The 22,580-nt window shown below is 34.1% G+C and carries 24 protein-coding genes, 2 tRNA genes and 1 pseudogene; 14 read left to right on the top strand and 13 right to left on the bottom strand.

Annotated features, from left to right (window positions below):
* Positions 1-14: 14 nt before the first annotated feature.
* Positions 15-87: transfer RNA gene (locus tag ABWU33_RS08025), tRNA-Lys, on the bottom strand.
* A 299-nt stretch (positions 88-386) separates the two neighbouring features.
* On the opposite strand from ABWU33_RS08025, the gene ABWU33_RS08020 reads away from it, so the two are divergent.
* The 7 genes and pseudogenes from ABWU33_RS08020 (at position 387) to ABWU33_RS07990 (ending at position 4,328) form a co-directional block, all read left to right on the top strand.
* A tRNA-Ala gene (locus ABWU33_RS08020) sits at positions 387-462 on the top strand.
* 226 nt (positions 463-688) lie between these two features.
* Complete coding sequence (locus tag ABWU33_RS08015) at positions 689-1,129, top strand: hypothetical protein (protein WP_250120169.1); 441 nt, start codon at positions 689-691, stop codon at positions 1,127-1,129.
* On the top strand, positions 1,072-1,899 hold the full coding sequence (locus ABWU33_RS08010) for a magnesium transporter MgtE N-terminal domain-containing protein (protein WP_246433114.1): 828 nt from the start codon (positions 1,072-1,074) through the stop codon (positions 1,897-1,899). The genes ABWU33_RS08015 and ABWU33_RS08010 overlap by 58 nt, the downstream gene beginning before the upstream one ends.
* Complete coding sequence (locus tag ABWU33_RS08005) at positions 1,887-2,174, top strand: hypothetical protein (RefSeq protein WP_250120168.1); 288 nt, start codon at positions 1,887-1,889, stop codon at positions 2,172-2,174. Before ABWU33_RS08010 ends, ABWU33_RS08005 begins: the two co-directional genes overlap by 13 nt.
* A gap of 81 nt (positions 2,175-2,255) precedes the next feature.
* On the top strand, positions 2,256-2,609 hold the full coding sequence (locus tag ABWU33_RS08000) for a hypothetical protein (RefSeq protein ID WP_250120167.1): 354 nt from the start codon (positions 2,256-2,258) through the stop codon (positions 2,607-2,609).
* An 85-nt stretch (positions 2,610-2,694) separates the two neighbouring features.
* Positions 2,695-3,159 (top strand): hypothetical protein, encoded by a 465-nt coding sequence (locus ABWU33_RS07995; protein WP_211907603.1) that lies wholly within the window; start codon positions 2,695-2,697, stop codon positions 3,157-3,159.
* 87 nt (positions 3,160-3,246) lie between these two features.
* Positions 3,247-4,328: pseudogene (locus ABWU33_RS07990) on the top strand (IS481 family transposase).
* A gap of 110 nt (positions 4,329-4,438) precedes the next feature.
* Here the strand turns inward: ABWU33_RS07990 and ccmE are convergent.
* The 7 genes from ccmE to ABWU33_RS07955 all read right to left on the bottom strand — a co-directional run bounded on the left by ccmE (position 4,439) and on the right by ABWU33_RS07955 (position 11,356).
* Entirely contained in the window at positions 4,439-4,831 is a 393-nt protein-coding gene (ccmE, locus tag ABWU33_RS07985) for a cytochrome c maturation protein CcmE (protein ID WP_250120016.1), read from the bottom strand.
* A gap of 117 nt (positions 4,832-4,948) precedes the next feature.
* Positions 4,949-5,785 (bottom strand): biotin--[acetyl-CoA-carboxylase] ligase, encoded by an 837-nt coding sequence (locus ABWU33_RS07980; RefSeq protein WP_211907601.1) that lies wholly within the window; start codon positions 5,783-5,785, stop codon positions 4,949-4,951.
* A 4-nt stretch (positions 5,786-5,789) separates the two neighbouring features.
* A complete protein-coding gene (locus tag ABWU33_RS07975; protein WP_211907600.1) occupies positions 5,790-7,175 on the bottom strand; it encodes an NADH-quinone oxidoreductase subunit N in 1,386 nt (461 codons plus the stop codon).
* On the bottom strand, positions 7,172-8,614 hold the full coding sequence (locus ABWU33_RS07970; protein WP_353280729.1) for a NuoM family protein: 1,443 nt from the start codon (positions 8,612-8,614) through the stop codon (positions 7,172-7,174). The genes ABWU33_RS07975 and ABWU33_RS07970 overlap by 4 nt, the downstream gene beginning before the upstream one ends.
* Before the next feature lie 3 nt (positions 8,615-8,617).
* Complete coding sequence (gene nuoL / locus ABWU33_RS07965) at positions 8,618-10,465, bottom strand: NADH-quinone oxidoreductase subunit L (RefSeq protein WP_353280727.1); 1,848 nt, start codon at positions 10,463-10,465, stop codon at positions 8,618-8,620.
* A gap of 4 nt (positions 10,466-10,469) precedes the next feature.
* Entirely contained in the window at positions 10,470-10,778 is a 309-nt protein-coding gene (gene nuoK, locus ABWU33_RS07960) for an NADH-quinone oxidoreductase subunit NuoK (RefSeq protein ID WP_211907597.1), read from the bottom strand.
* A complete protein-coding gene (locus tag ABWU33_RS07955) occupies positions 10,769-11,356 on the bottom strand; it encodes an NADH-quinone oxidoreductase subunit J (RefSeq protein WP_211907596.1) in 588 nt (195 codons plus the stop codon). The genes nuoK and ABWU33_RS07955 overlap by 10 nt, the downstream gene beginning before the upstream one ends.
* Positions 11,357-11,758: 402 nt before the next feature.
* On the opposite strand from ABWU33_RS07955, the gene ABWU33_RS07950 reads away from it, so the two are divergent.
* Both ABWU33_RS07950 and ABWU33_RS07945 read left to right on the top strand, forming a co-directional pair.
* Positions 11,759-11,986 carry a hypothetical protein gene (locus ABWU33_RS07950; RefSeq protein WP_353280726.1) on the top strand — a complete coding sequence of 76 codons (228 nt, stop codon included), beginning with the start codon at positions 11,759-11,761 and terminating at the stop codon, positions 11,984-11,986.
* A 128-nt stretch (positions 11,987-12,114) separates the two neighbouring features.
* On the top strand, positions 12,115-14,028 hold the full coding sequence (locus tag ABWU33_RS07945; protein WP_211907595.1) for an ATP-dependent helicase: 1,914 nt from the start codon (positions 12,115-12,117) through the stop codon (positions 14,026-14,028).
* 42 nt (positions 14,029-14,070) lie between these two features.
* Here ABWU33_RS07945 and ABWU33_RS07940 read toward each other — a convergent pair whose 3' ends face one another.
* Entirely contained in the window at positions 14,071-14,826 is a 756-nt protein-coding gene (locus ABWU33_RS07940) for an alpha/beta hydrolase (protein WP_250120012.1), read from the bottom strand.
* 1 nt (position 14,827) lies between these two features.
* The gene (locus tag ABWU33_RS07935; protein ID WP_007302376.1) at positions 14,828-15,352 is read right to left on the bottom strand and encodes a c-type cytochrome; all 525 of its coding nucleotides are present in this window, start codon (positions 15,350-15,352) and stop codon (positions 14,828-14,830) included.
* A gap of 299 nt (positions 15,353-15,651) precedes the next feature.
* Here ABWU33_RS07935 and ruvA point away from each other — a divergent pair, with 299 nt between their 5' ends.
* The 3 genes from ruvA to ABWU33_RS07920 all read left to right on the top strand — a co-directional run bounded on the left by ruvA (position 15,652) and on the right by ABWU33_RS07920 (position 18,694).
* Positions 15,652-16,224, top strand: a complete 573-nt coding sequence (gene ruvA, locus ABWU33_RS07930) for a Holliday junction branch migration protein RuvA (RefSeq protein ID WP_211907593.1) — start codon at positions 15,652-15,654, stop codon at positions 16,222-16,224.
* Entirely contained in the window at positions 16,221-17,210 is a 990-nt protein-coding gene (gene ruvB, locus ABWU33_RS07925; RefSeq protein WP_353280725.1) for a Holliday junction branch migration DNA helicase RuvB, read from the top strand. The genes ruvA and ruvB overlap by 4 nt, the downstream gene beginning before the upstream one ends.
* Before the next feature lie 260 nt (positions 17,211-17,470).
* The gene (locus ABWU33_RS07920; RefSeq protein ID WP_264337771.1) at positions 17,471-18,694 is read left to right on the top strand and encodes a hypothetical protein; all 1,224 of its coding nucleotides are present in this window, start codon (positions 17,471-17,473) and stop codon (positions 18,692-18,694) included.
* Positions 18,695-18,838: 144 nt separating this feature from the next.
* Here the strand turns inward: ABWU33_RS07920 and ABWU33_RS07915 are convergent, their stop codons facing one another.
* Positions 18,839-19,132 (bottom strand): GIY-YIG nuclease family protein, encoded by a 294-nt coding sequence (locus tag ABWU33_RS07915; protein ID WP_250120010.1) that lies wholly within the window; start codon positions 19,130-19,132, stop codon positions 18,839-18,841.
* Positions 19,133-19,274: 142 nt separating this feature from the next.
* Here ABWU33_RS07915 and ABWU33_RS07910 point away from each other — a divergent pair, with 142 nt between their 5' ends.
* Positions 19,275-19,448 carry a hypothetical protein gene (locus ABWU33_RS07910; RefSeq protein ID WP_353280722.1) on the top strand — a complete coding sequence of 58 codons (174 nt, stop codon included), beginning with the start codon at positions 19,275-19,277 and terminating at the stop codon, positions 19,446-19,448.
* Positions 19,449-19,477: 29 nt separating this feature from the next.
* On the top strand, positions 19,478-20,908 hold the full coding sequence (locus ABWU33_RS07905) for a hypothetical protein (RefSeq protein WP_353280720.1): 1,431 nt from the start codon (positions 19,478-19,480) through the stop codon (positions 20,906-20,908).
* Between the two features lie 44 nt (positions 20,909-20,952).
* Here the strand turns inward: ABWU33_RS07905 and ABWU33_RS07900 are convergent, their stop codons facing one another.
* A complete protein-coding gene (locus ABWU33_RS07900; protein ID WP_211907589.1) occupies positions 20,953-22,194 on the bottom strand; it encodes a citrate synthase in 1,242 nt (413 codons plus the stop codon).
* A 79-nt stretch (positions 22,195-22,273) separates the two neighbouring features.
* Entirely contained in the window at positions 22,274-22,543 is a 270-nt protein-coding gene (rpsT, locus tag ABWU33_RS07895; RefSeq protein ID WP_211907588.1) for a 30S ribosomal protein S20, read from the bottom strand.
* Positions 22,544-22,580 lie beyond the last annotated feature (37 nt).

Raw genomic sequence — 22,580 nt, 5'->3', positions numbered from 1 at the left:
TTTAAGATTCTAAGTGATCCCGACGCGATTCGAACGCGTGACCCACTGATTAAAAGTCAGTTGCTCTACCGGCTGAGCTACGGGATCATTTTATTTTTCAGATATACTAAACAGTAATATAGTTTTTATCTGTTTTAATCAAACTAAAATTTTCATGCGTGGTTAAATAAATTATATAATATACTGCGTTAGTGATAATTTAATTGAAAATTTTTGAAGGAAAATTTCTTGTTAATTAACAGATTTATTTGGCAAAGCTGAGATACAACTCTAAAAAGATGGAGAATTTTACATAACTGCAGAGTTTGTGCACTATTGAGTAATAGCATAACAGATAAATATTTCTTGCATTTCAGCGTGAGTGATTTATGCTTTAAGCAAGAATTGGGGGCATAGCTCAGCTGGTAGAGCATCTGTTTTGCACGCAGAAGGTCAGCGGTTCGATCCCGCTTGCCTCCACCAATCTATATTATCCCTAGGATACTATAAATCCTATCAAAACAGCTTATTTTAATCTATTTTCCCAAAAATCCCTACTTCTTCTTATAACTTTTCCTAACACAAGTGATGTTTGTTATTATAATTCTAATGCATGCCAACTTAGTAATAAATTAATCAATAAATGTTAGAATAGCTATAATTAAATTGGTTTGGTAATACCTATGAGTGGAAAAAACATGTTTTTAAAATGGTGCCTGGGAGTGAATTTGACAAGATTGAAACTTATAGTATAGAGTTAAAAAATATTACTAGAAGGACTGAAAAGATTTCTAGAGTTGAACTTCAACCATTAGATAGTGAAGATACTATAAAACCAATATTGAAGGTAACAACGTGTACAATATCGCATACAATGTCACTTATATGCCTGATTGATAACGGAAAAGATCTTGTTCAAATAAGTGATAATTCATTGGACAATTGCTACTCTTTTGTATATTATGATGGTAAATTAATGCAAGCAAACTTCGTTCTTCATAATGATCCTGAATACTCAGTCCCGATCCTTTTTTTGAGACCAGTAGAATATCAATATCTAACATGGGAAGAGTTGGATGATCACAGCCACAAATGTTATTTTCAGATGAGCAGGGAAATGCTATTGATTCACAGCATTCTGAAACACTAGAACGGGCAATATTATCTCAGAAACAAATGGAAATAAATTATATTATATCATCTCACAAGGAGATAATACTATCAGATGAGTTTGCTAGAACTTTCATCAAAGATCTTACAGAAAATCAATTAAAGACTTTTGCCAATTCTCTTAGTAACAAGCAACTGCAGGTTCTTGCACAGAATTTAACAGATGGGCAACTACAAAAAATCGTTCCTAAGTTGAGCTCAAACCAGTTGCAGGCTTTAGCAGAGAACTTAACAGACAACCAATTCCTAGCTTTAGTGGATCATCTAACCAATCATCAATTACAAGCCCTTACTCACACATTGGATTCAAAAAAGTTAGGAATAATAGTCCCCTTATTAAATAAGGATCAGGTTGCAAACTTAGTAAAAGACTTTAACCTAGATCAAGTAAAAGAAATTTTCCCTCACTTGAAAATGGATCAGTTTCAGGAAGTTATTAATACAATGAGCAATGATCAGTTTGTAGAATTAATAAAAGATGCAGATGAGAAAGCTTTCAACACTCTTCTACATGAAGCATTAAAAGATCGACTTTCAACTCTAGTAAAAATGTTAGAAGGAGATAAATTACATAATTTAATTAATAAGCTAGACCATGAGAAACTTGCAATAGTAGCTCGAGAGTTAACTGATGATTCTGATAAGATTCAGATGGTTGTTAAGTCTTTAGCTAACAACCCAGAAAAAAACTTAAAGCTTTTGCTCATAGTATGTCTCATGAGCAGTTTAAAGAACTTTTGGATAACGTAGATGTAAAAGATCTTAAAGATATTATTCACAAACTGCCTCATGAGAAAGTCATATCTGTGATTGGTGATCTTGGCAGTAAAGATCAGTCTAGTGCTATTATTGATGCATTGAAGGAGAAATTTAATGAGCAAAATGAAAAAATGAAAGACCTTATGAGTAAGGTTGAACGAATGCTTCCTGAGGAGAGTGAAGCAAATTGGAATGATGCACATCCATCAACTTACGTTCTTCAAGATGTTAATGCTGAGTTTGCAGTAACAGATCATTTATTGTGAACTTGGATATTGATAAATCAACAGTGTGCATGTGAAACTAAAAAATAATTTAAACTTTAATAATTTATGGAGGTAATTTATATGAGTGAGAACTCGCAAAACCTTTTACAAAGTGCTAATAATGAAGAACAACTTATAAGCGCTCTTGGTCTTATTAAACTTAAGACAGGTAGTGGTAAGGATATACAGGACTTTAAGAAAGCGGTTAGTGGTGATACTGTTAAAAAAGTATTTGATGAATTAGCTAATAATATTAATGAACAACTTATTAATAGGTTGAATAGTATGTTAAAAGAAGAGCAAGATAAAGTTGCAAGTTTGCAAGATATTATAGGCAACAAAAGTAAAGGATTACAAAAAGATCTAGCAGATTTAACAGCTCAAGTAAATAATATGTTACCTGAGGAGGCACCACCCTATCATGACATGTTGTAAGGTGTAAAAAAGTAACAGCTTGCTAGCAGGCTGTACATACCATTTCAATATAACTGGGTTGATTTTAAAATTTTATGGAGCTAATATGAGTAACAACAGTAAACAAGAAAGCGAAAATAACTTTGAAGCAATAAACCAAATGAGCGATTTCAACTTTGAAGAAATAGACAATATAGAAGTTAAAGTTAAGCCCACAAACTTTGAGGACATTGAAGATAAAATTGCAACAATTCATTACGTCTATCAAGTTATGGATAAGTTAATCTACGATTTAAATGAGAAGTTTGTTTCTAATTTGAATGTCTCACTTATGAAAAACATAGTACAACTTCGAAAAGAGTCTCTTGATACAAACCAACGCTTGGCCAAAGGTTTATCTCATTTGAATGAGTTAATTCAACAGGATGGATTTATTGATAATAATAAAAACTATAGAACATGGGCAGAAGAACTTGATCACCTAAGGGGAGAAGTTGAAGGATTAAAAGCAGCAATAATTGACCATAATAACGTAGAATGGGAAGCACCAACTCACTCTGATATATTATAGTAGGGGGGGGTATAATAGTTTAGACTTGATCTGACAAGCAAACAAAGTAAGATAAAAATATAAACAAGTTTTAAAGGAGTGTCAGATATGAATACAACACAAGAAAAAATACTAAAACCAAAGTTGGGATTGCTAGAACTTGCAAAGCAATTAGGAAATGTATCACAGGCGTGTAAAGTAATGGGATATTCAAGGGATACATTTTACCGCTTCAAAGAACTGTATGAAACAGGAGGAGAAGAGGCTTTACACGAGATAAGCAAAAGCAAGCCATTGTATGCAAATAGAGTGTCGGAGGATATAGAAAAAGCAGTAGTTGAAATAGCAATAGAGTTTCCAGCATACGGACAAGAAAGAGCAGCAAACGAACTGAAAAAGAGAGGAATTCTCATCTCTGCAAGTGGAATAAGATCAGTGTGGCAAAGAAACGATCTTGAAAATTTTAAAAAGAGGTTAAAGGCATTAGAAGCAAAAGTAGCTCAGGATGGTATCATTTTAACAGAAGAACAGATAACAGCTCTAGAAAAGGCTAAGGAAGAATAAAGAGGCCCATGGAGAAATTGAAACAGAGCATCCAGGATACTTAGGTAGCCAAGACAGTTATTATGTTGGTAATATCAAAGGTATTGGACGAATTTACCAGCAAACCTTTGTTGATACCTATTCCAGAGTTGCTTTTGCTAAGCTTTACACAGAAAGGACTGCTATCACAGCTGCAGATCTTCTTAATGATAGGGTAGTACCGTTCTTTGATGAACAGAAAGTATCATTGCTACGTGTTTTGACGGATCGTGGTACAGAGTATTGTGGCAGACCTGAAAATCACGTTTACCAGCTATATTTAGGGGTAGAAAATATTGATCATTCTCGAACCAAAGCTCGTTCTCCACAGACTAATGGCATATGTGAAAGGTTCCATAGAACTATGCAAGATGAATGTTACAATATTATCTTTAGAAAGAAAATTTACACCTCTTTGGCAGAACTTCAGTTAGACGTAGACCATTGGGTGCATTCTTACAATAGATCTAGACCACATTCAGGTAAATATTGCTATGCCTATGCAAACCTTTTTTGATAGTATGCATATTGCTTATCAGAAAAATATTGATAGCATTAAACAGGATGCTGATATCGGTTTTGACTTTGTCAATTCTTCTGTCAGATAATTCATGCCTGTCAGATCAAGTCTAAACTATTACAAGTTAGGAGAGTAACAGCTTGCTAGCAGGCTGTTACTCTCTCTACATATCGTTTCAATACAGCTGCATTAGGGAATCTATTTTAAAACTTTCGGCATATAGTTCTCATCATGTTTTGCAAACACCGTATTTGCAAGAAAGGTACTATTATCAAATATTTTACCTTGCACAACAACACCACTTTTTTCTGAAAACATTGGTGGAAGTATTCCCTGATATTTCACCATAATGCTCTTATTAAAATCTGTCATTTGAAAAATCACTTCGCTTTCGCTCCGTATCACGCTATTTTCAACAACCATTCCACCAACACGGATTGGCTTTTGATTATTTGGCAAGACTATGGCTTCACTTACTGTATAGAAAAATGAGATATTTTCTTTGAGCGTTGTTAAAATAAAAAAGACTATGCAGCTTAAAAAGCAGAAAATTCCTAAAGTTATAATTAATCGCTTATGTTTCTTCTTCATTATTATCTTTCAGGCTTTTTAGAATTTTTTTACTTTTAGTATAGCAAGAAATGGTAAGGATCAGTTCTCCGGTAATCAACGTAAAACTAATAAGGTAAGCAAAAATTACATACGTATTCATAATGCACTGCCAATAAATAACTCACCTGCATCAAAATAAATTAAGCTTCCATCCTTTTGCTGCAATACCAATTTACCACTTTTATCTATATCAGCAAAAATTCCTTCATACAATTTGTCAGCTAACTTTACACTGATTTGCTCATTCATTTTGAATGCTTTTTTTAACCACATTTCTCTTATAGCATAAAACCCATCAAATAGCCATTGCTTTCTTAGCTTATTAAAGTTTATTATTAATTCTTTTAACAGATCCATGTAAGACACAGATTCACCGTAATTGCTAATGCACGTTGTGCCTGGAAGTGGCGCATGATTGACATTAATTCCAATTCCTATAATGAGCCAATTTGAATTGGATTTTTTTTCAAGCAATATTCCGCTTATTTTCTTGCCATCGATTAGAATGTCATTTGGCCATTTATGTTGAAGATTGAGATCGTTTATGAATTGATCTCTTGTCATCCCAGTGCTTTGACACTGGGATCCAGAAGAGAAAGTATGGATTCCAGTGTCACGCACTGGAATGACACCGCAGTGGGTTTGATTATTCAAGAAATTTAACGATAATAAAGTATTTCCAACAGCAAGAGCAGTCACAAAAGTCAATTCTGTCAATTTGCTGACATTCTTTTCTTGGTTAATTATCAAACTTGCATAGAGATTACCCTCTGGAGAAATCCAGCTTTTTCCAGTGCGTCCCCTGCCTTCTGCTTGTTTATCGGCAATAATAATAGTTTCATTAGATATCCCTTTCTCAATTAAACCCAATGCTTCTTTATTAGTACTTGGAACTTCTTTGTAATGATAAATACGAAAACCTTCAAGGATCACCTTGTCAGCCCTTTAGTTTAATGAGTGAGTCAAGATCTTCTACATACAAGAAAAGAACGAGATTGATCAGTGAAACCACTGAAGTGATAATGAATAGACCCCTAGAATAAGCAACCTTATTACCACTAGCTTTATCAAAATACATAACTTTCATGATATTTAAATAATAGTAGCATGATATCACACTCGCTATTACAAGGATCAAAGACAGGCTGATAAAGCCAGAATTTATTAAACTTTTGAATATAAAAAATTTAGCGATAAAACCTGCAAGTGGAGGTATTCCTGACATCGAGAGTAATAGTATAGAAAGATGGAATGCTAAAATTGGTTGCTTTTTTCCTATACCAGACAAGTTTGCGATATTGCAATCATCATCGTCAATTTGTACGAGATATGAGAATAGCCCTATGCTTGTGATGATATATATCACCAGATACATTAAGGCACTACCTATTCCTGCTTGTGTAAAAATAGAAAGTGAAGCAAATATAAAACCAATGTGACCAATTGAACTGTAAGCAAACAGCCTTTTTAAGTTTTGCTGATGCAAGGCCCCAAAAGCTGAGATAAGCACAGACAATGCTGAAACGTATAAGAAAATAGGCTGAACATAACTTTTTACATTTACTAACTCTTCATTCATCAATCGAATTAAAAATGTTACAAGTGTAGCTTTTGGGGCCGTAGAAAAAAACGCAGTTACTATGGTAGGTGCACCTTGATAGACATCTGGAGCCCACATATGAAAAGGAGCAATAGCAAGCTTGAAACACAAACCAATAAGGATAAAAACTAACCCAAAAACTATTCCATAAGTTATCTGATGGTTTTGCAAGAATGAACCGAGCTCAGAGAAATTGACTTGTCCTGTATATCCATAAAGCAGCGACATTCCATATAGCATAATGCAGGAAGATAGTGCACTAAGTGTAAAATATTTCACTCCTGCTTCACATGAATAAGCTGAATCTTTATTAAAGCTCGCAAGAACATACAAAGATATACTCATCAACTCAAAAGCTAAATAAAAAGAAATCAGACTATTTGCTGAAACCAAAGTTACCATGCCAAATAGCGCAAAAAGAATCAATATTGAAAATTCATATTTATAGTCATATTTTGATAAATTCAGCATCAAAAGTATTAAAATTCCTGTGCTGAGAATTAACCCTTGGGCTGACCTGATGTATAAATTGAGTTTTAACAACGAATTAAAGAGAAAAATTTCATTGTTTTCTGCCGAAAGAATTAAAATAATCAAAGTTACCACTGTGCAGCCAAGTGCTAATAAGTTGATAGTTCGGCGGTTAAATATAATTCCAAGCAGTAGCAACACTAACGAGGAGATAATAGAGAACGTTTCCGGCAATATCTGTATATAATTCATAGCGCATTATATTTGATTAACAAATTTGCCATACATGGCTTCAAATAATTCAGTGCAAGGGTTGGGTAGAATCCAAGCAAAATAACAAACACTGCAAGCAGAATTAAGACAGAAAATTCTATGCTATCCAAGCGATTATTTAATAATTTAGAATAGCTAACCCCCCATATTATTTGCTTACATAAATTCAGCATATAAACTGCGCTTAAAATAGTGCCAAGTGCGATAAATCCTGTAAAAAACCCTATGCTCTTAAACATTCCAACCATAGCCAAAAACTCACCTATGAATCCAGATGTTCCAGGTAGCCCTATTGAAGCCATTGAAAATAAAATGAACATAAAACCAAATTTTGGCATTGTGTTTACTATGCCAAAATACTTTGCAATCTCCAAAGTTCCAGTTCGAGTATATAGCATTCCAACACACAAAAATAAAGCAGCAGAAATAAGGCCATGACTAATCATTTGAAATATGCTACCCAGTACTCCTTCCTCACAAAATGAAAAGAGGCCAGCGGTAACGATCCCCATATGTGCTATTGAAGAATAAGCTATTAACTTCTTTATATCATCTTGAGCAAACGCAACTAGAGAAGCATATATCACCGCAATAATGCTCAGCACAACAACGAAATTTGAAAAATACAAACTTGCCTGAGGAAGCATTGGAATAGAAAACCTTAAAAATCCATATCCCCCCATTTTAATAAGCAAGCCAGCTAAAATCACAGACCCAGAAGTTGGTGATTGCACATGTGCATCAGGAAGCCAAGTGTGAAATGGAAACATCGGTACTTTTATTGCAAAAGAAATAAAAAATGCAATCCATAGCAATGACTGCACTTCAAGATAAAGGCTTGGCACTAATGTAGCTAATTTTTGTATACTAAACGTTCCAAAAACACTATAGATGTATACTAACCCAAGTAGAAATAATAATGAACCAGTTAATGTATAAAGAAATAACTTAAACGTCGCATATATCCTTTGCTTCCCTCCCCAAATGCCAATAATAAAGAACATTGGTATTAAGACAGCTTCAAAAAACACATAAAAGCTTATAGCATTCAGTGAAACGAAAAAACCGACTACAAAACTCTCAAGCAGTAGAAATAATGCCATATAGGCTTTTAGGGTCGTATAACTCATTTTGCAATTATAGAGCATACAAATAACAAACAAGAAAGTTGTAAGCAGAAGGAAAAGCAACGATATTCCATCCACCCCTATTCCAATATCTCTTACTGGATAGCTGACAAACTGAAAGTCCGTATTGTTATAATCAAATTCTATACAAGCTACAATGCTAAGCAAAAATGGAAGTACAGCAAAAAATAGGGCAAGGAATCTTAAGTGTATAGATTGATGATTAATCCTGATTGAGGATAAAATCAACGCTCCTATCAGTGGAAGCAAGAATATACTAAGTAACAACACCTTCTATTTAATTCCAATAATATATAAAGCACCGATTATTAAAGTAACAAACATAATAAATGCATAATCAAATATATAACCAGTTTGTAACTTTATAGAACTTTTTGAACATTCATTAACCAACCTTACAACACCATTTGGTCCAAATGAATCAATAGCCTTAACATCAAACTTCCATAGAAGCCTAGATATAAACCTTATCGGTGCAATTATAACAAACTCATACACCTCATCAAAGTACCATTTATTCTGCAAAAACTTAAGTAAAAATTTACTCTTAATTTGCCTAATTACTTGATATTGGTAAATTAGGTACGCAAGTGCTATTCCACTTAGGCTTGCTAAGGTTGGCAGTAGTTTTATAAAGAAATTATGAACTCTATGCTCATCAATCATCACTAAACTTGATTTCCAAAACGCATTACTAGTTATGTTCAAAATATTTGCTCCCCATATTCCAGAAAATACTGATCCAAAAGCGAGTATCAGTAATGGTATAAGCATAATCTTTGGTGCCTCATGTATATTAATTTTACTTTGTTTTTGGCTGTGGAACACAAGAAGCAATAACCTCCAAGAGTAAAACGCTGTGAAGAATGCAACAACTAAGCTTATTACAAAAGCAAAGCTATCCGTGCTATAAGCATGTTCAATTATCAAATCCTTTGAGTAAAAACCTGCAAATGGAAATATTCCAGAAAGCCCAAGAGATCCAATCCACATGAGAGTATAAGTGCAAGGGATTTTCTTCCAGCAATTTCCCATTTTCTGAATGTTTTGCTCATGATGCATTGCATGAATCACATTGCCAGCACCAAGAAATAGTAGAGCTTTAAAAAAAGCGTGTGTCATTAAATGAAAAATAGCAACATTGTAAGCAGAAAGCCCACATGCCATGAACATATAACCAAGTTGACTGCAGGTTGAATAAGCAATTATTTTTTTTATATCGTTCTGAGTAATCGCAACCGTAGCTGCAAAGAAAGCAGTAAGTGCCCCAACAATAACTATTAATTCTCGTGCCACATTTGATAGCTCAAATAATGGAGAACATTTTGCTACTAAAAATATACCTGCTGTTACCATCGTTGCTGCGTGAATGAGTGCAGAAACAGGGGTTGGCCCTTCCATTGCATCTGGCAACCAAACATGTAAACCAAGCTGTGCAGATTTACCCATACAGCCAATAAAAAGTAATATGCATATTATATGAGTTACTTTGAATTCACAGCAGAATGCTCTAATGTTCTGCGTGCCAAGAAGATCAGTTGTATCAAAAACTTCAGTAAAATTCAAAGAGTGAAATGTATAATAAATAAGAAAGATTCCAATCAATAGTGCAAAGTCTCCTACCCTATTCACAACAAATGCTTTAATTGCTGCATTATTTGCAGAATATTTTTGGAACCAAAATCCTATGAGTAAATAAGAACACAGGCCAACCCCTTCCCAGCCAAAAAAAAGCTGCACGAAATTATCGCTTACAACCAGCACAATCATGCAAAACGTAAATAGCGATAGGTAAGAAAAAAACCTCGACTTCCCTTTTTCATGCTCCATATAACCGATAGAATAGAGGTGGACTACTAGTGAAACGGTGGTAATGACAATAAGCATTAAGGATGAGAGAGCATCCACACTAATTGCCCAATTTACTTTTAATACACTTAATGAAAATAGAGGAAATAAACTCAAGTGATAATTTTCAGAGAAGGTGAGAAAAACATACCAAGATAAAACTGCAGATATTCCAATCCCTGCCGTTGTAACTAACTGACTTTTTCTAAAAAGTGCTGCAAATAGCGAACCAAAGAGTGGCAAAAATACTATTAATTTCAGTATATCCATCATACTTTCATTCTTTCATTAAGTTCGCTTGTTTAACATCTATATTCCCACGGTTTCTATAATATACAACCAATATTGCAAGCGCAACTCCTGACTCTGCTGCTGCAACAGTCAACACAAACATCACAAAAATTTGCCCAACTATATCATTCATAAAGGCAGAAAAAGCAACTAAATTGATGTTAATCGCCAGCAATAATATTTCTATTGATAACAGTATGTTGATTATGCTCTTACGGTTGATGAAAATACCACACACTCCAATAGTGAACAAAACAGCAGCAATTATCAAAAAGTGATTTAATCCTATTTCCATTCCACTCCTTTTCCAAATTTAGCCTTAATCAATTTTACAGATGAAGATTGTGTCAATTGCTTTAACACGTTCTGTTTTCTAACTCCTTTTTTCTTTTCCTGCAAAGTAAGAGCAATTGCACCAACAATTGCAAAAAGCAGCAGAATACCAGAAAGATGAAAAGCGTACATGTAGTCAGTGTAGAGCAAATTACCGATAGCTTTCACGTTATTGGTATTATAGTTTATAACATTGCTTATATTCGGTGCTGAGCTGCGAATTACAAAGCTGATGATTAGAAAAAACACAACACATAATATAGCACCAAGAGTGAAATGCTTTGCAAAACCCTGATGCAATCTTATGTAGTCGATATCGAGCATCATGACTACAAAGAGGAATAACACTGCAACTGCACCGATGTATACTATCAGCACCATCATAGCAATGAATTCAGCTCCAAGGAGAATAAAAAGCACTGCAGAGTTAACGAAGGTGAAAATTAAAAATAATACTGCATGCACAGGATTCCTTACGCTAATTACACAAACAGCAGATAAAATGCTAAGAATTGCGAAAAAACAAAAGAAAAAAGGCATCGATACTTTAACTGCAACAATAGTTACTAACTTAAAATAATTATTGCCGTAAAGTCAATATTATATTAAACGTTTAAAAACATTGTACTACAAGCTTCAGCTCCATTTTAAATTATTATATAGAGCATTTCCTCAGTCACACAAACACTCTTGACAATTTTAATTTATTAATGTATAATATATGCATGTTAATAGTTAGTCACAGCTCAAAATGTATAACATATTTGGTTACTTCAAAACTTGTGACAAGCAAAGTGAAAAATTAAATAGAGAGAGTTATCAATATACCACAAGAGATTATGTGACAATTTACTTCAATAAAATACACTAGCCAGTTTAGGCAGATCATGGAGAGAATTTAAAGAAAAAGCATATGGGTTTATATATGATATCGGAGCTTGGTTGAAAGAAACATATGAAAATCTCACTGAACGACCTGAAATGCATAACTTCTATGTTTCAGAAAAACTTCCTGTTAAAGCTGAGGAAATAGAGATGAAGGAACTGAATCGTAAGCCTAAGCCATTCAAAACTCCACCTATCCACCCAACAAGCAGAAGCTCTAGTGCCAATACCTCAAATCAAGTTGTTGTTACTCGACATACACCTGAAGCTACTAAAACAAGATAGATAAAAAACCTACGTTTAAATATGTAGTACTTGAGTGAAGCATTCTTTAAACTGTTCTATTCAATAAAATCTTTACAATATTTGGATCATAGGTTTAACTTTACGGAGTTATAGTCTATAGGGCTTCAATGAACGATTATCTCTCACTGTTAAATCCAGAGCAACAATTAGCTGTAACTAACTTAAATGGGCCAATTTTGATACTGGCAGGGGCGGGAACGGGAAAAACAAGAACGATTACTTCAAGAATAGCGCACATAATTAGAAACGGTCACGCTTATTCTGATGAAATATTAGCAGTTACATTCACGAACAAAGCAGCAAATGAAATGATATCAAGAGTGCTTGAACTCACGGGCACAAACATACCATGGCTTGGCACTTTCCATGCAATTGCAGCAAAAATTCTACGTCATCATGCTGAAGTCGTGGGGCTAAATTCCAATTTTACAATTATTGGTGTGGATGACCAATTACAGGTAATAAAAAACATCATGAATGAAATCAGCCCTGATTACCTATCAGAAAAATGTAAGACCATTATGAATATTATTCAGCAATGGAAAGAGAAGTGTTTACTGCCATTCGAAGTGGAAGACGTTCAATCATTTAGGCCAGTGTACGTAACTGCACTCAAAGTCTATCACCAGTATCAGGAAAGGTTAAAATTCCTTAACTCTGTCGATTTTGGTGACTTATTGCTATATAACATACAACTCTTTAATCAAAAGACCGAGGTTCTATCCTACTACCAAAACAAGTTTAAATATATCATGGTAGATGAATATCAAGATACAAATGCAATACAATATCTTTGGCTAAAATACCTTGCAAAAGAGCACTCAAATATTTGTTGTGTAGGAGATGACGATCAATCGATATACAGTTGGCGTGGTGCAGAAGTTGAAAATATTTTGAAATTTTCCGATGATTTTAAAAATGCAAAAACCGTTAAACTGGAGTGTAACTACAGGTCAACATCCCACATACTTGCAACTGCATCATATGTTATCAATCACAATAAGACTCGCTTAGAAAAAAAGTTGTGGACAACAAACATTGAAGGGGAAAAGGTAAATCTAATAAAATTATGGGACGGGAAAGCTGAAGCAAGGTTCATAAGCGAACAGATATTAAAGCTCAATAAATACAGATTTAGTGACATTGCAGTGCTCGTAAGAGCGACTTTTCAAACTAGAGTGTTCGAAGAGTATTTTATAAAATATTCAATTCCCTATAGGATTATAAGTGGCGTAAAATTCTACGAACGTCAAGAAATAAGGGATATAATTGCATATTTGAGACTTGTTACAAATAATAATGATGATCTCGCTTTTGAAAGGATCGTAAATCGTCCCAAAAGAAGCATAGGAGCTACAACTCTAAAGAAAATATACACGACTGCTCAGGATAACAAAATTTCTTTTTTTCAGGCAGCAAAAATATTGGTTAATAGTGATCAAGTAACCGAAAGAATTAAACTCTCAATAAATGATTTTTTAAATAAAATTAAAGCTTGGGAAGAAATAGTAAGCGTAAAACCACTGCATGAATTTGTTAAAATCGTAGCAAATCAATCAGGATATATGGAAATGCTTGAGAATGAAGGAGTGACGGGTTTAGCGCGAATAGAAAATGTTAAAGAGCTCATTTCATCTTTGAAGAATTTTGACAGCACTATAACCTTCTTGGAGCATATTAGTTTGGTGATGGAAGTGGATAATATGAATAGCGATGACACTGTATATGTTATGACTCTTCATGCGGCTAAAGGGCTTGAATTTCCGTGTGTGTTTTTACCTGGTTGGGAAGAAGGATTATTTCCTCATCAAAGATCTTTTGAAGATAAAAGTGGTAAAGCTTTAGAAGAAGAAAGGAGACTCGCATATGTCGGCATAACCAGAGCCAAAGAAAGGTTAATCATTTCATGTGCAGATAGGAGGGAAATTAATAATCAGTGGCAACCAATGCACACTTCTCGATTTATTAAAGAACTGCCAAGAGAAAATGTTGAGGTGATAAAGAGTAGTGCCTACTGTTGAAGCTATAACTGCAGTTCTTACGACAAACACATCTAAATTACTTCAATTATATATTTCTCCTGACAAAAATTCTCTGATGGTCTTAAATAAAATTTTCAGTGAATAATTATCAGACATGTTGTGTTTTGCTGATTTTATTAAGTGTACTTCAACGTCTGTTGATTTGATTTTTTTAGCTAAATTTAATGAAACTTGATAAGGAACATCTTGATCATTAATGCTATGCAGCAAGCGCACAGGACAGTTTACATCTATTGTTTTTTTATTTAAAAGAAGATTCTTTCTACCGTCTTCGATCAGATTTTTAGTTATTTTGTATGCACAATGCTCCGAAGTAAAATCTATTACACCTTTAGAGCTTAGCTCTTCTTTTTGCTTGTCTGACAATTGCTTGAATATTAAATCTTCAGTGAAGTCAGGAGCAGATGATATGCCGATTAATGCTGCAATTTTTTCTGGAAATTGAAGAGCAGTGAGCAGCATCAGCCATCCTCCCATACTTGAACCTATAATTATTTGTTTATTGCTAGTTAATTCACTTATCACTTTAGCACAATTTTTTTGCCAATCACTTATTGTATAATCAGCAAAATCACCACTTGAATTACCATGGCCAAAATAATCAAAGAGCACAAGTGCTATATCATTTTCTTGGCAAAATTTGTAAACGGCAGTTGCTTTAGTTCCATCCATATTGGATGCAAAACCACTAAGAAAAACTATAGAGGCCTTCTTTCCTTGTAGCTTTCGATATGCTATATGGCCATTACTTCCATCGAGTAATTTACAATAATTCATACTACTTTGGCAAGGCAACCGGACTATCGCTCATCGAACGCAAATAGCTGACTAGATCTGCAATCTCTTGTGGATTGGAAATGCCTGCAAATGCCATACGTGTACCTTTTATGTAGGCTTTTGGATTTTTTAAAAAAGCAAATAACTCCTCATACTCCCATTTCCCACCTTTTTCAAGTAGTGCTTTTGAGTAATTGAATGAGCTGCCAAGATGGGCCTTTTTATTTCCAACCACGTTCCATAAGTTTGGCCCCACTTTATTCATTCCACCTTTCTCAAAACTATGACAAGCTATACATTTTTTTGCTGCTGACTTGCCTTTTTCAAAGCTAGCATTCTGCATGAGCTCTCCAATATCAAGTGCCACTTGTTCAATCTTTTGTTGAGGCTCATTGCTGGCTGCTACTATTGTTTGGTGTTCAATTTTATAATCCTCTGGGTTGTAGAGCATATCAACTACATTACTAACTATCATAATTATTAATCCAGAAAGTAAAATCGATGCTGCAATCTTATTAAGCTCCATAGTTAATTCTTATCAAGTAATGTTACTTAAATTATGCAAATATTTTCGCAAACAGTAAACAATTACCTTTATTTCACCAAAGATAGAAATTTCTATTACTTAGCTAAGTTAGGAGACTGCAATTCTATTTCTATCGGAGTAACTTGTGGTTCAATTACATAATGATCTGGAATAACATATTAAAATAGATTTCCTGCAAACTTGTCTGCAATGATTGAAACTGGAACCACTTCTATAATGTTCGTTTGCTTGACCTAAGATTCAGGAGCATTTAAACTGAATTTTATAAAGTACTAGAAATGATAGGAAATCTAAGAGGAATAGTTGATGAGGTGTGTAGCGATCACATAATCCTGAATGTAAATGATGTTGGCTACATAGTATATCTTTCAGCCAAAACTTTAAGTGCTTGTTCGATTGGAAGTAGAGTAAAATTACTTATCGACACTTATGCAAATAGCAGAGAAAACGTTACTCAGCTATATGGCTTTATAAGTAAAGAAGAACAGCAGTGTCTGCGTTTATTAGTTAAAGTGAGCGGTGTCAGCTATAAAACCGCAATGTCAATTTTGAGCAAATTAACTCCAGAGCAACTGTTTTTGGCAATTATAAATGAGGATAAACTAGCACTTAAGGTGAGTGGACTTGGCCTGAAACTCATAAATCGAATTATTACTGAGCTGAATGGCAAAGTAAGTAAATTAGAGACAAATAACAATCATTTTCACTCAATTAGTGAAGATGCTCTTTCAGCTTTGATCAATCTTGGATATGAAAGAACAAAAGCTTATGATACAATAAAAAAAATAGAAGATGAATCACCAAACTTGGATACTAAAGATATTATTCGTATGGCGCTTAAAACAATATGAAGTCAATATCATGTAGTAAGGAATACTCTGAAGATGTACGTAATTTAAATATCAGGCCTGAGCAACTTGATGATTTTGTCGGGCAAAAAGACTTAATACAAAATTTAAAAGTGTTTATAAATGCTGCACAGACGAGAGCTGAAGCTTTGGATCACGTATTGCTCTATGGTCCTCCAGGGCTTGGTAAAACAACTTTAGCACAAATTGTCTCTAAGGAGTTAAGGGTTAGCTTTCGTGCAACTTCTGGTCCATTGCTTAGTAAAGCTGGGGGCTTAGCTGCAGTGCTCACTACTTTAAATGCAAAAGATGTTCTATTTATCGATGAGATCCATAGATTAAATCGTAGCATTGAGGAAGTTTTATATACTGCTATGGAAGATTTTTGCCTAGATATACTAGTAGGTGAGGGCCCATCTACCAGAACTTTAAGAATAGATTTACCACCATTTACACTGATTGGGGCAACAACACGGCTTGGACTGCTTTCTGCACCGCTGAGGGATCGTTTTGGTATTCCCCTGCATCTTGAGTTTTATTCTTTTGAGGAACTGGTTGATATTATAAAAAGAGGTGCAAGAGTTCTTTGTGCTGAAATCGAAAAGGATGCTGTGCAAGAAATTGCCTGCCGCGCCCGTGGTACTCCAAGAATTGCTTTGAGATTACTCAGAAGAATAAGAGATTTTGTTGAAGTAAAAGATGATAAAAAAATTACCTGTGAAATTGCCGGTTCTGCACTATCAAAATTGGGTATAGATAAAATGGGACTAAATAAATTAGATATGGATTATCTGAGATTTTTGTTTAACACCTCAGGACCTGTTGGAATTGACACCATATCTATTGCACTATCTGAAGATGTTGGCAATATTGAAGAAACAGTAGAACCTTATTTAATCAAGGTCAGTTTCGTAAAGCGCACACCAAGAGGACGTGTTTTAACTGATCAAGCAAAGGAATATCTCAGCATTAATTCAGTGGTATGCTAGTATTATACTATATTTTATAACATTGTATAGTATTACACTAAACATTATAATATTCTTTTATTATATGATTTGCAGGTGTTTTAGAGGCAAATAAGAAAGTATAGTGAATATGTTCTTGAAAAATTACGTGATATATGCTAGGCTGTATATAGTATGAATGTAAAAATATCAATAACTTATTGATATTTTTTAAGATTAATACTTATTAAATACTTCATATTGTAAGATTGAGTTATTGTATTTTATAGACTTAAGATAAAATAGTAAAAAGCTTTCTAAACAATTATAGAAACAGTAATTCAATTAATGGAGAAAAAGCAATGGGAAATTTTTTAATCAATAACAACGAAGAGGACGGTAGCTCAATCTTCATTAATCGAATCAGGGAGCAAGATCTCTCTGCAGAGCAGAAGCTCAATGAATTAAAAGGATTCATGGAGGAGCTTGCTAGGAAAGCTGAGCTCAAGAGAATAGAGCTTGAGCGTCAGGCTGCGAGTTGCATTGATGAAACATTATCTCAAGTAGAGCTACAGATACAAGATAGTGAGGATTACTTTACTGATAATAGTCAAGGGGTATTCGCAAATTTCTTTGAATCCCTCTTTAATCTTTTTGAAGTAAATGTAGATCCGAAAGTCTACAAAATGCTCAAGGAGAAGAAAGAGAAAAATCTGCTTCTTTCGATAATTAAGTTTTTGCGTGATAAGCTTAAGAAATTAGTTAAAAAGATCTTCAAAAAAGATTTAGACTTAAGTTGGGATAAAAGGCTAGACAAAGAGATAAAAGAATTGCAGGAGAAATTACTCAGTGGTGGGTTATCTCCGGAAGAGGAAATAGCAATACTCGAACGTTTGCAAGCGTTGCAAAATTTAAAATTGAAGCTTCAAACTTTTCTCGTGGGCTCAGTCATTGCAATGTTTGCAGAAATTTTTGCAGTTGATTTAGCAGCAGTAGTAGAGCAAGATGCAACCGAGAAAAAGGAAGATAAAAAAGCAGAAAAAACAGAATCAAAAGAAGTTTGTCAAGAAATAGAAACAAAAGTGAATGAAATCACACCAATTTCCCTATTTAATTTTTCATCTCAAGTTCCAATGCCAATCACTCTGAATAAGCAAGAACGTGCTATTTTACCAAAGCCTATAGAAAAATTAGTAGACACTCTACCTAAACCTGTTATAAGTCACAAAAATAGTGAAGTACAAAAACTGGAAAAAATGAATAAAGAAAAGAAAGAAGCAAAAGAAGAGAAAACTGAAAAACCAAAGCTAGCTGTCTGTCCACCTGCTCCACAGCAAAAGGAACACAGGAGAGTTAAAAGAAACAACACATCGAAGGATGCTAATGGGAAGAAACGTAAAGGAGAAGAGTCTTCTGCTAAGAGTAAGCAAAAAGCTGCTAATGCTGCTGTGGAATTGCCAGGAGGATTAACTGAGGACATAAAAGTTGAAAACCATACTTCTTCAGTCAAAGAGAGAGGTGTGTAAAGGTTCTCTCTCTTTTTGTCATTCCAGACTGGTTTTTTATCTGGATTCCAGCATCAAGTGCTGGAATGACACCGTCTTGAATGGAAGCCAGTGCCAACGATGCGCCATATTGCAATGTTCGTACAGTTGTGTACTCAGACACTGTTATCCAGACACAATTTCATCATATAAATCTTTCCATTCTTGATTTGTTTTTTCAATTAAGTTTATTTTCCATTTTCTCTGCCAGCTTTTTAGGAGTTTTTCTCTACTAATTGCTAAGTTTATCTCTTGAAATTCTTCAAAATAGACTAGTTTACAAACATTGTACTTTGACGTGAAACCAGAGATGGCTTTGCTTTTGTGTTCCCAAATTCGTTTAGTCAAATTTGATGTTATACCTGTATATAGGTTTCCATTGCGTTCACTTGCAAGTATATAAATATAATAACTTTTCATATATAATAAATAAATTTACTAGATTCCAGACTGGAATCCAGGAGTATAAAAATGGTGAATAAAATTTATGTAAAAAAACTTCTTGTGCTAGTAGTTGATTCTTAATATACTCATTACATAATAATTTAATTCGGAGGCTAATATGCATGGTAATAATGATCCAAATAAAAAAGTACCTGATTCAGGGAGAGTAAAGATTGATCTGAGCAAAATAGATCCAAAGAAAATAGATGATTTTAGAGACATGATTAGACGTGAAGAGGAAAGAAAGAAAAATCAATCTAGTGTTCAGGGCGCAAGTAGGAGTGGTAAGTAATTATGTTGATTAATTAGAGAGGTGGCGTTATGCCTAATAAAAGTAAAATAAATCGAGAATTAGTAAAAGCGTTTAATAGTGTTCTTCTTTCTGATAATACTGCTATTACTAATCTCACTATAGAAAAAGATCATGTTGTTCTCTCATTTGATAAAAATATGAATATTGATCAGGGCAGAGAGTACTTGAGCAATATGAGAGAGAGTATAGTAAGAAAATTTTGTGGAGATAATGAAAATGAGGGTGACAAAGCTGCTGCCGAAGAGGCTGCCAATGATCTTTTTTATACAGACTCTTTTCCTTTTAACTTTAATCAAGGGAAATGGACTACAGATAGTAGCAGATATAGGTTTTCAGTGCCAATTGAAAAAGAGGTAGTTTGTAATCTAAAATATTTGCTAGCTAATGAACTTATAAGATTCACAATAGAGAGTATTATAGACGCTCATCCTGATCAGGGTTATGTGGAAAACAATGTATACGATGTGAGCTTTGACAGAAAATCTTATTTATACTGTAAGGGCTTTGATGATCAAGAATTAAAAGACTCTTTTGTAAAATCATTCTCATCGAGAATGGAAAGTTATGAAAATAGTCCTAAAAGATCTAAGGGTTTTTTAGAAGAGAAGGGGAATTATGTATATTTAAAGAAAGGCGTTTTTGATGATCTTAAGTTCGTCAAAGACATAGTAAGGCATGAAATATGCTTGACATGTCGTTGTTTTGATACTCCAAAAGGCGAGATTGGAGTTACTGACATGCTGAAATTTGCAGTGGTTGATTTGCTTCGTAAAGCAAACATACCAGTTGATCGTATTGTACGTGACTCTTACTTGAGCAGTAACAAAGATTTAGTTTTAATTCCTATTGTAAGTAATAATAATGAGGAGGGATATTTAACAAGAGAAGAAGTGAATCACGTTAATAATATGTTTGGTATGGATATATTAAATAGCTTTGAAGGTCGGACTTCACAGAAATCGCTATTGGGCAGTAAAGGAGTGTATGGAATAGATTTTGCTAACCCAGACATTGCTTACTGCGTGATGGATAAGATCATAGAGAGCTCTGTAATCAATGAGGATTATAAACTGTCCATTGATCCTGCGCGTGTGCCAGCTATGAAACCACAAACTCTTGCCCCTTCTGAAGAAAAAGTAGGGACGGATGGACCAAGTGCAGATACAAGTGCAGATAGTGGTTTTGTTGATTCACCTAAGAATTCAGTTATAGATAAATCACATAATGGAAACTCAAGCAAATTCCTTGGGCCCGACTACTATGGTGAAGGTGAGGGTGATGTTTCGGTTAAAGATAGTGGCTTTGGCCCTTCTTCAGGACGATCTTCTTTTAATAAGCCCAAAACAAAATTTAACCAACCTTCTATATCACAGCCTAACCAATGTTCTGCAAAAAAGCAGACATCAACTAGTAAAAAATCAATTTGTTGTATTTTATAGCTAAAGAAAATTAGACTATTTGAGGACGAATTGTGAATGAAAGTTTATTTGCCAAAGTAGAGCTGCCTTGGCCTACAAATCTTGGTTTCTTTATCGTTTACCATTTCATACCACTGGGCAACCCAACCAGTGGTTCTTGCAAGTGCAAAAATGGGTGTAAACATACTTGAAGGGATACCAATAGCATTCATTATTATACCTGAATAAAAATCAACATTTGGATACAACTTACGTGTAATAAAATACTCATCCTTTAAAGCTATTTCTTCAAGTTTTTTTGCAATTTCAAGTAATTCATTGTTTTGCTCTAGTTTGCTTAAAATCTCATGACAAGCATCCTTTAATATAAGCGCGCGCGGATCATAGTTTTTATAAACACGATGTCCAAATCCCATTAGCTTAAATGGATCTTTATCATCTTTAGCTTTCTCAATGAATCTATCTACACTTCCACTTTGCTCTATCTCTTTGAGCATATTTATAACTGCCTCATTAGCTCCACCGTGTGCTGGACCCCAAAGTGTAGCAACTCCTGCAGACAGGCTTACAAATAGATTAGAACCAGCTGACCCTACCAATCTGACAGCTGCTGTAGAAGCATTCTGTTCATGATCAGCATGGAGAGTAAATATTTTATCCAGAGCTTTTACAAAAAGGGTATTATTAACAGCACTGCCAAATATCATATTTAAGAAATTCTCACTATAACTTAATTTATTATTAGCATTTATGAATTCCTGATTGTTGATATGTCTATAAATCATTGCAACAATTGCAGGAACTTTTGCTATTGCAGAAATTCCAAAATCTAAATCTTCACCATTGACATTTTTGCCATGCATTTCATGGTAAGACGCTGACAAATTTGCAAAACATGCAACTAAAATCGACATAGGGTGAGCAGTTTTTGGAAATGCTTTGATTACATTTGTAACTTGCTCTGATACTTTGGATGATTCTTGTATTTTGAGAAGAAATTTTTTGTGTTGCTCTGAACTGGGTAATTCACCATAGAGCAATAAATAAATCACAGCAGTAAAATTATTATTCTCTGCCAAATCAGCTATATTATGTCCCCTATATTTAAGAACTCCTTCATCTCCATCAATAAATGTAATTGAAGAAGAACATGAAGCTGTGGAAACAAATCCTGGATCGTAAGTGAATAATCCTGTCTTTTTATATAAATCCTTAATATTTAACACATCAGGACCTACTGTTCCACTTAATACGGGCAGATCAATTTTTGACCCATTACTTAGTTCCAATAATGCTTTTTTATCCATCACTTGAGCTACTTAATTTTATACAGAATATACAAACTGAAGAGTATATATTAATACAGCTAACTTTACATTAACCGTATTAAGCGGTCATCAATGCTTTTACTTTTGCATTTAAGCGACTTATTTTACGCGCAGCGGTATTCCTATGAATGACACCTTTATTTACACATTTGTGTAAATTGGATTCAGCATTCCGAAATGCCAAGACAACATTCTCTTTATCACCAGACTTGATTATATCAACTAATCTTCTAATAGCAGTACGAGTTTTGCTTTTTCGCATCTTATTTACTAAAGTACGCTTTGCTATTACCTTTATCATTTTTTTAGCACTCTTATGATTTGCCATATATTAATACCTGTACTTTTCTTTTAATTATAAAGTT

Source organism: Wolbachia endosymbiont (group B) of Cyclophora punctaria (assembly GCF_964028235.1).
Taxonomy (GTDB): Bacteria; Pseudomonadota; Alphaproteobacteria; order Rickettsiales; family Anaplasmataceae; genus Wolbachia.
The sequence above is the reverse complement of the archived record's forward strand: the minus strand, read 5'-3'. Positions and strand labels throughout refer to the sequence as shown.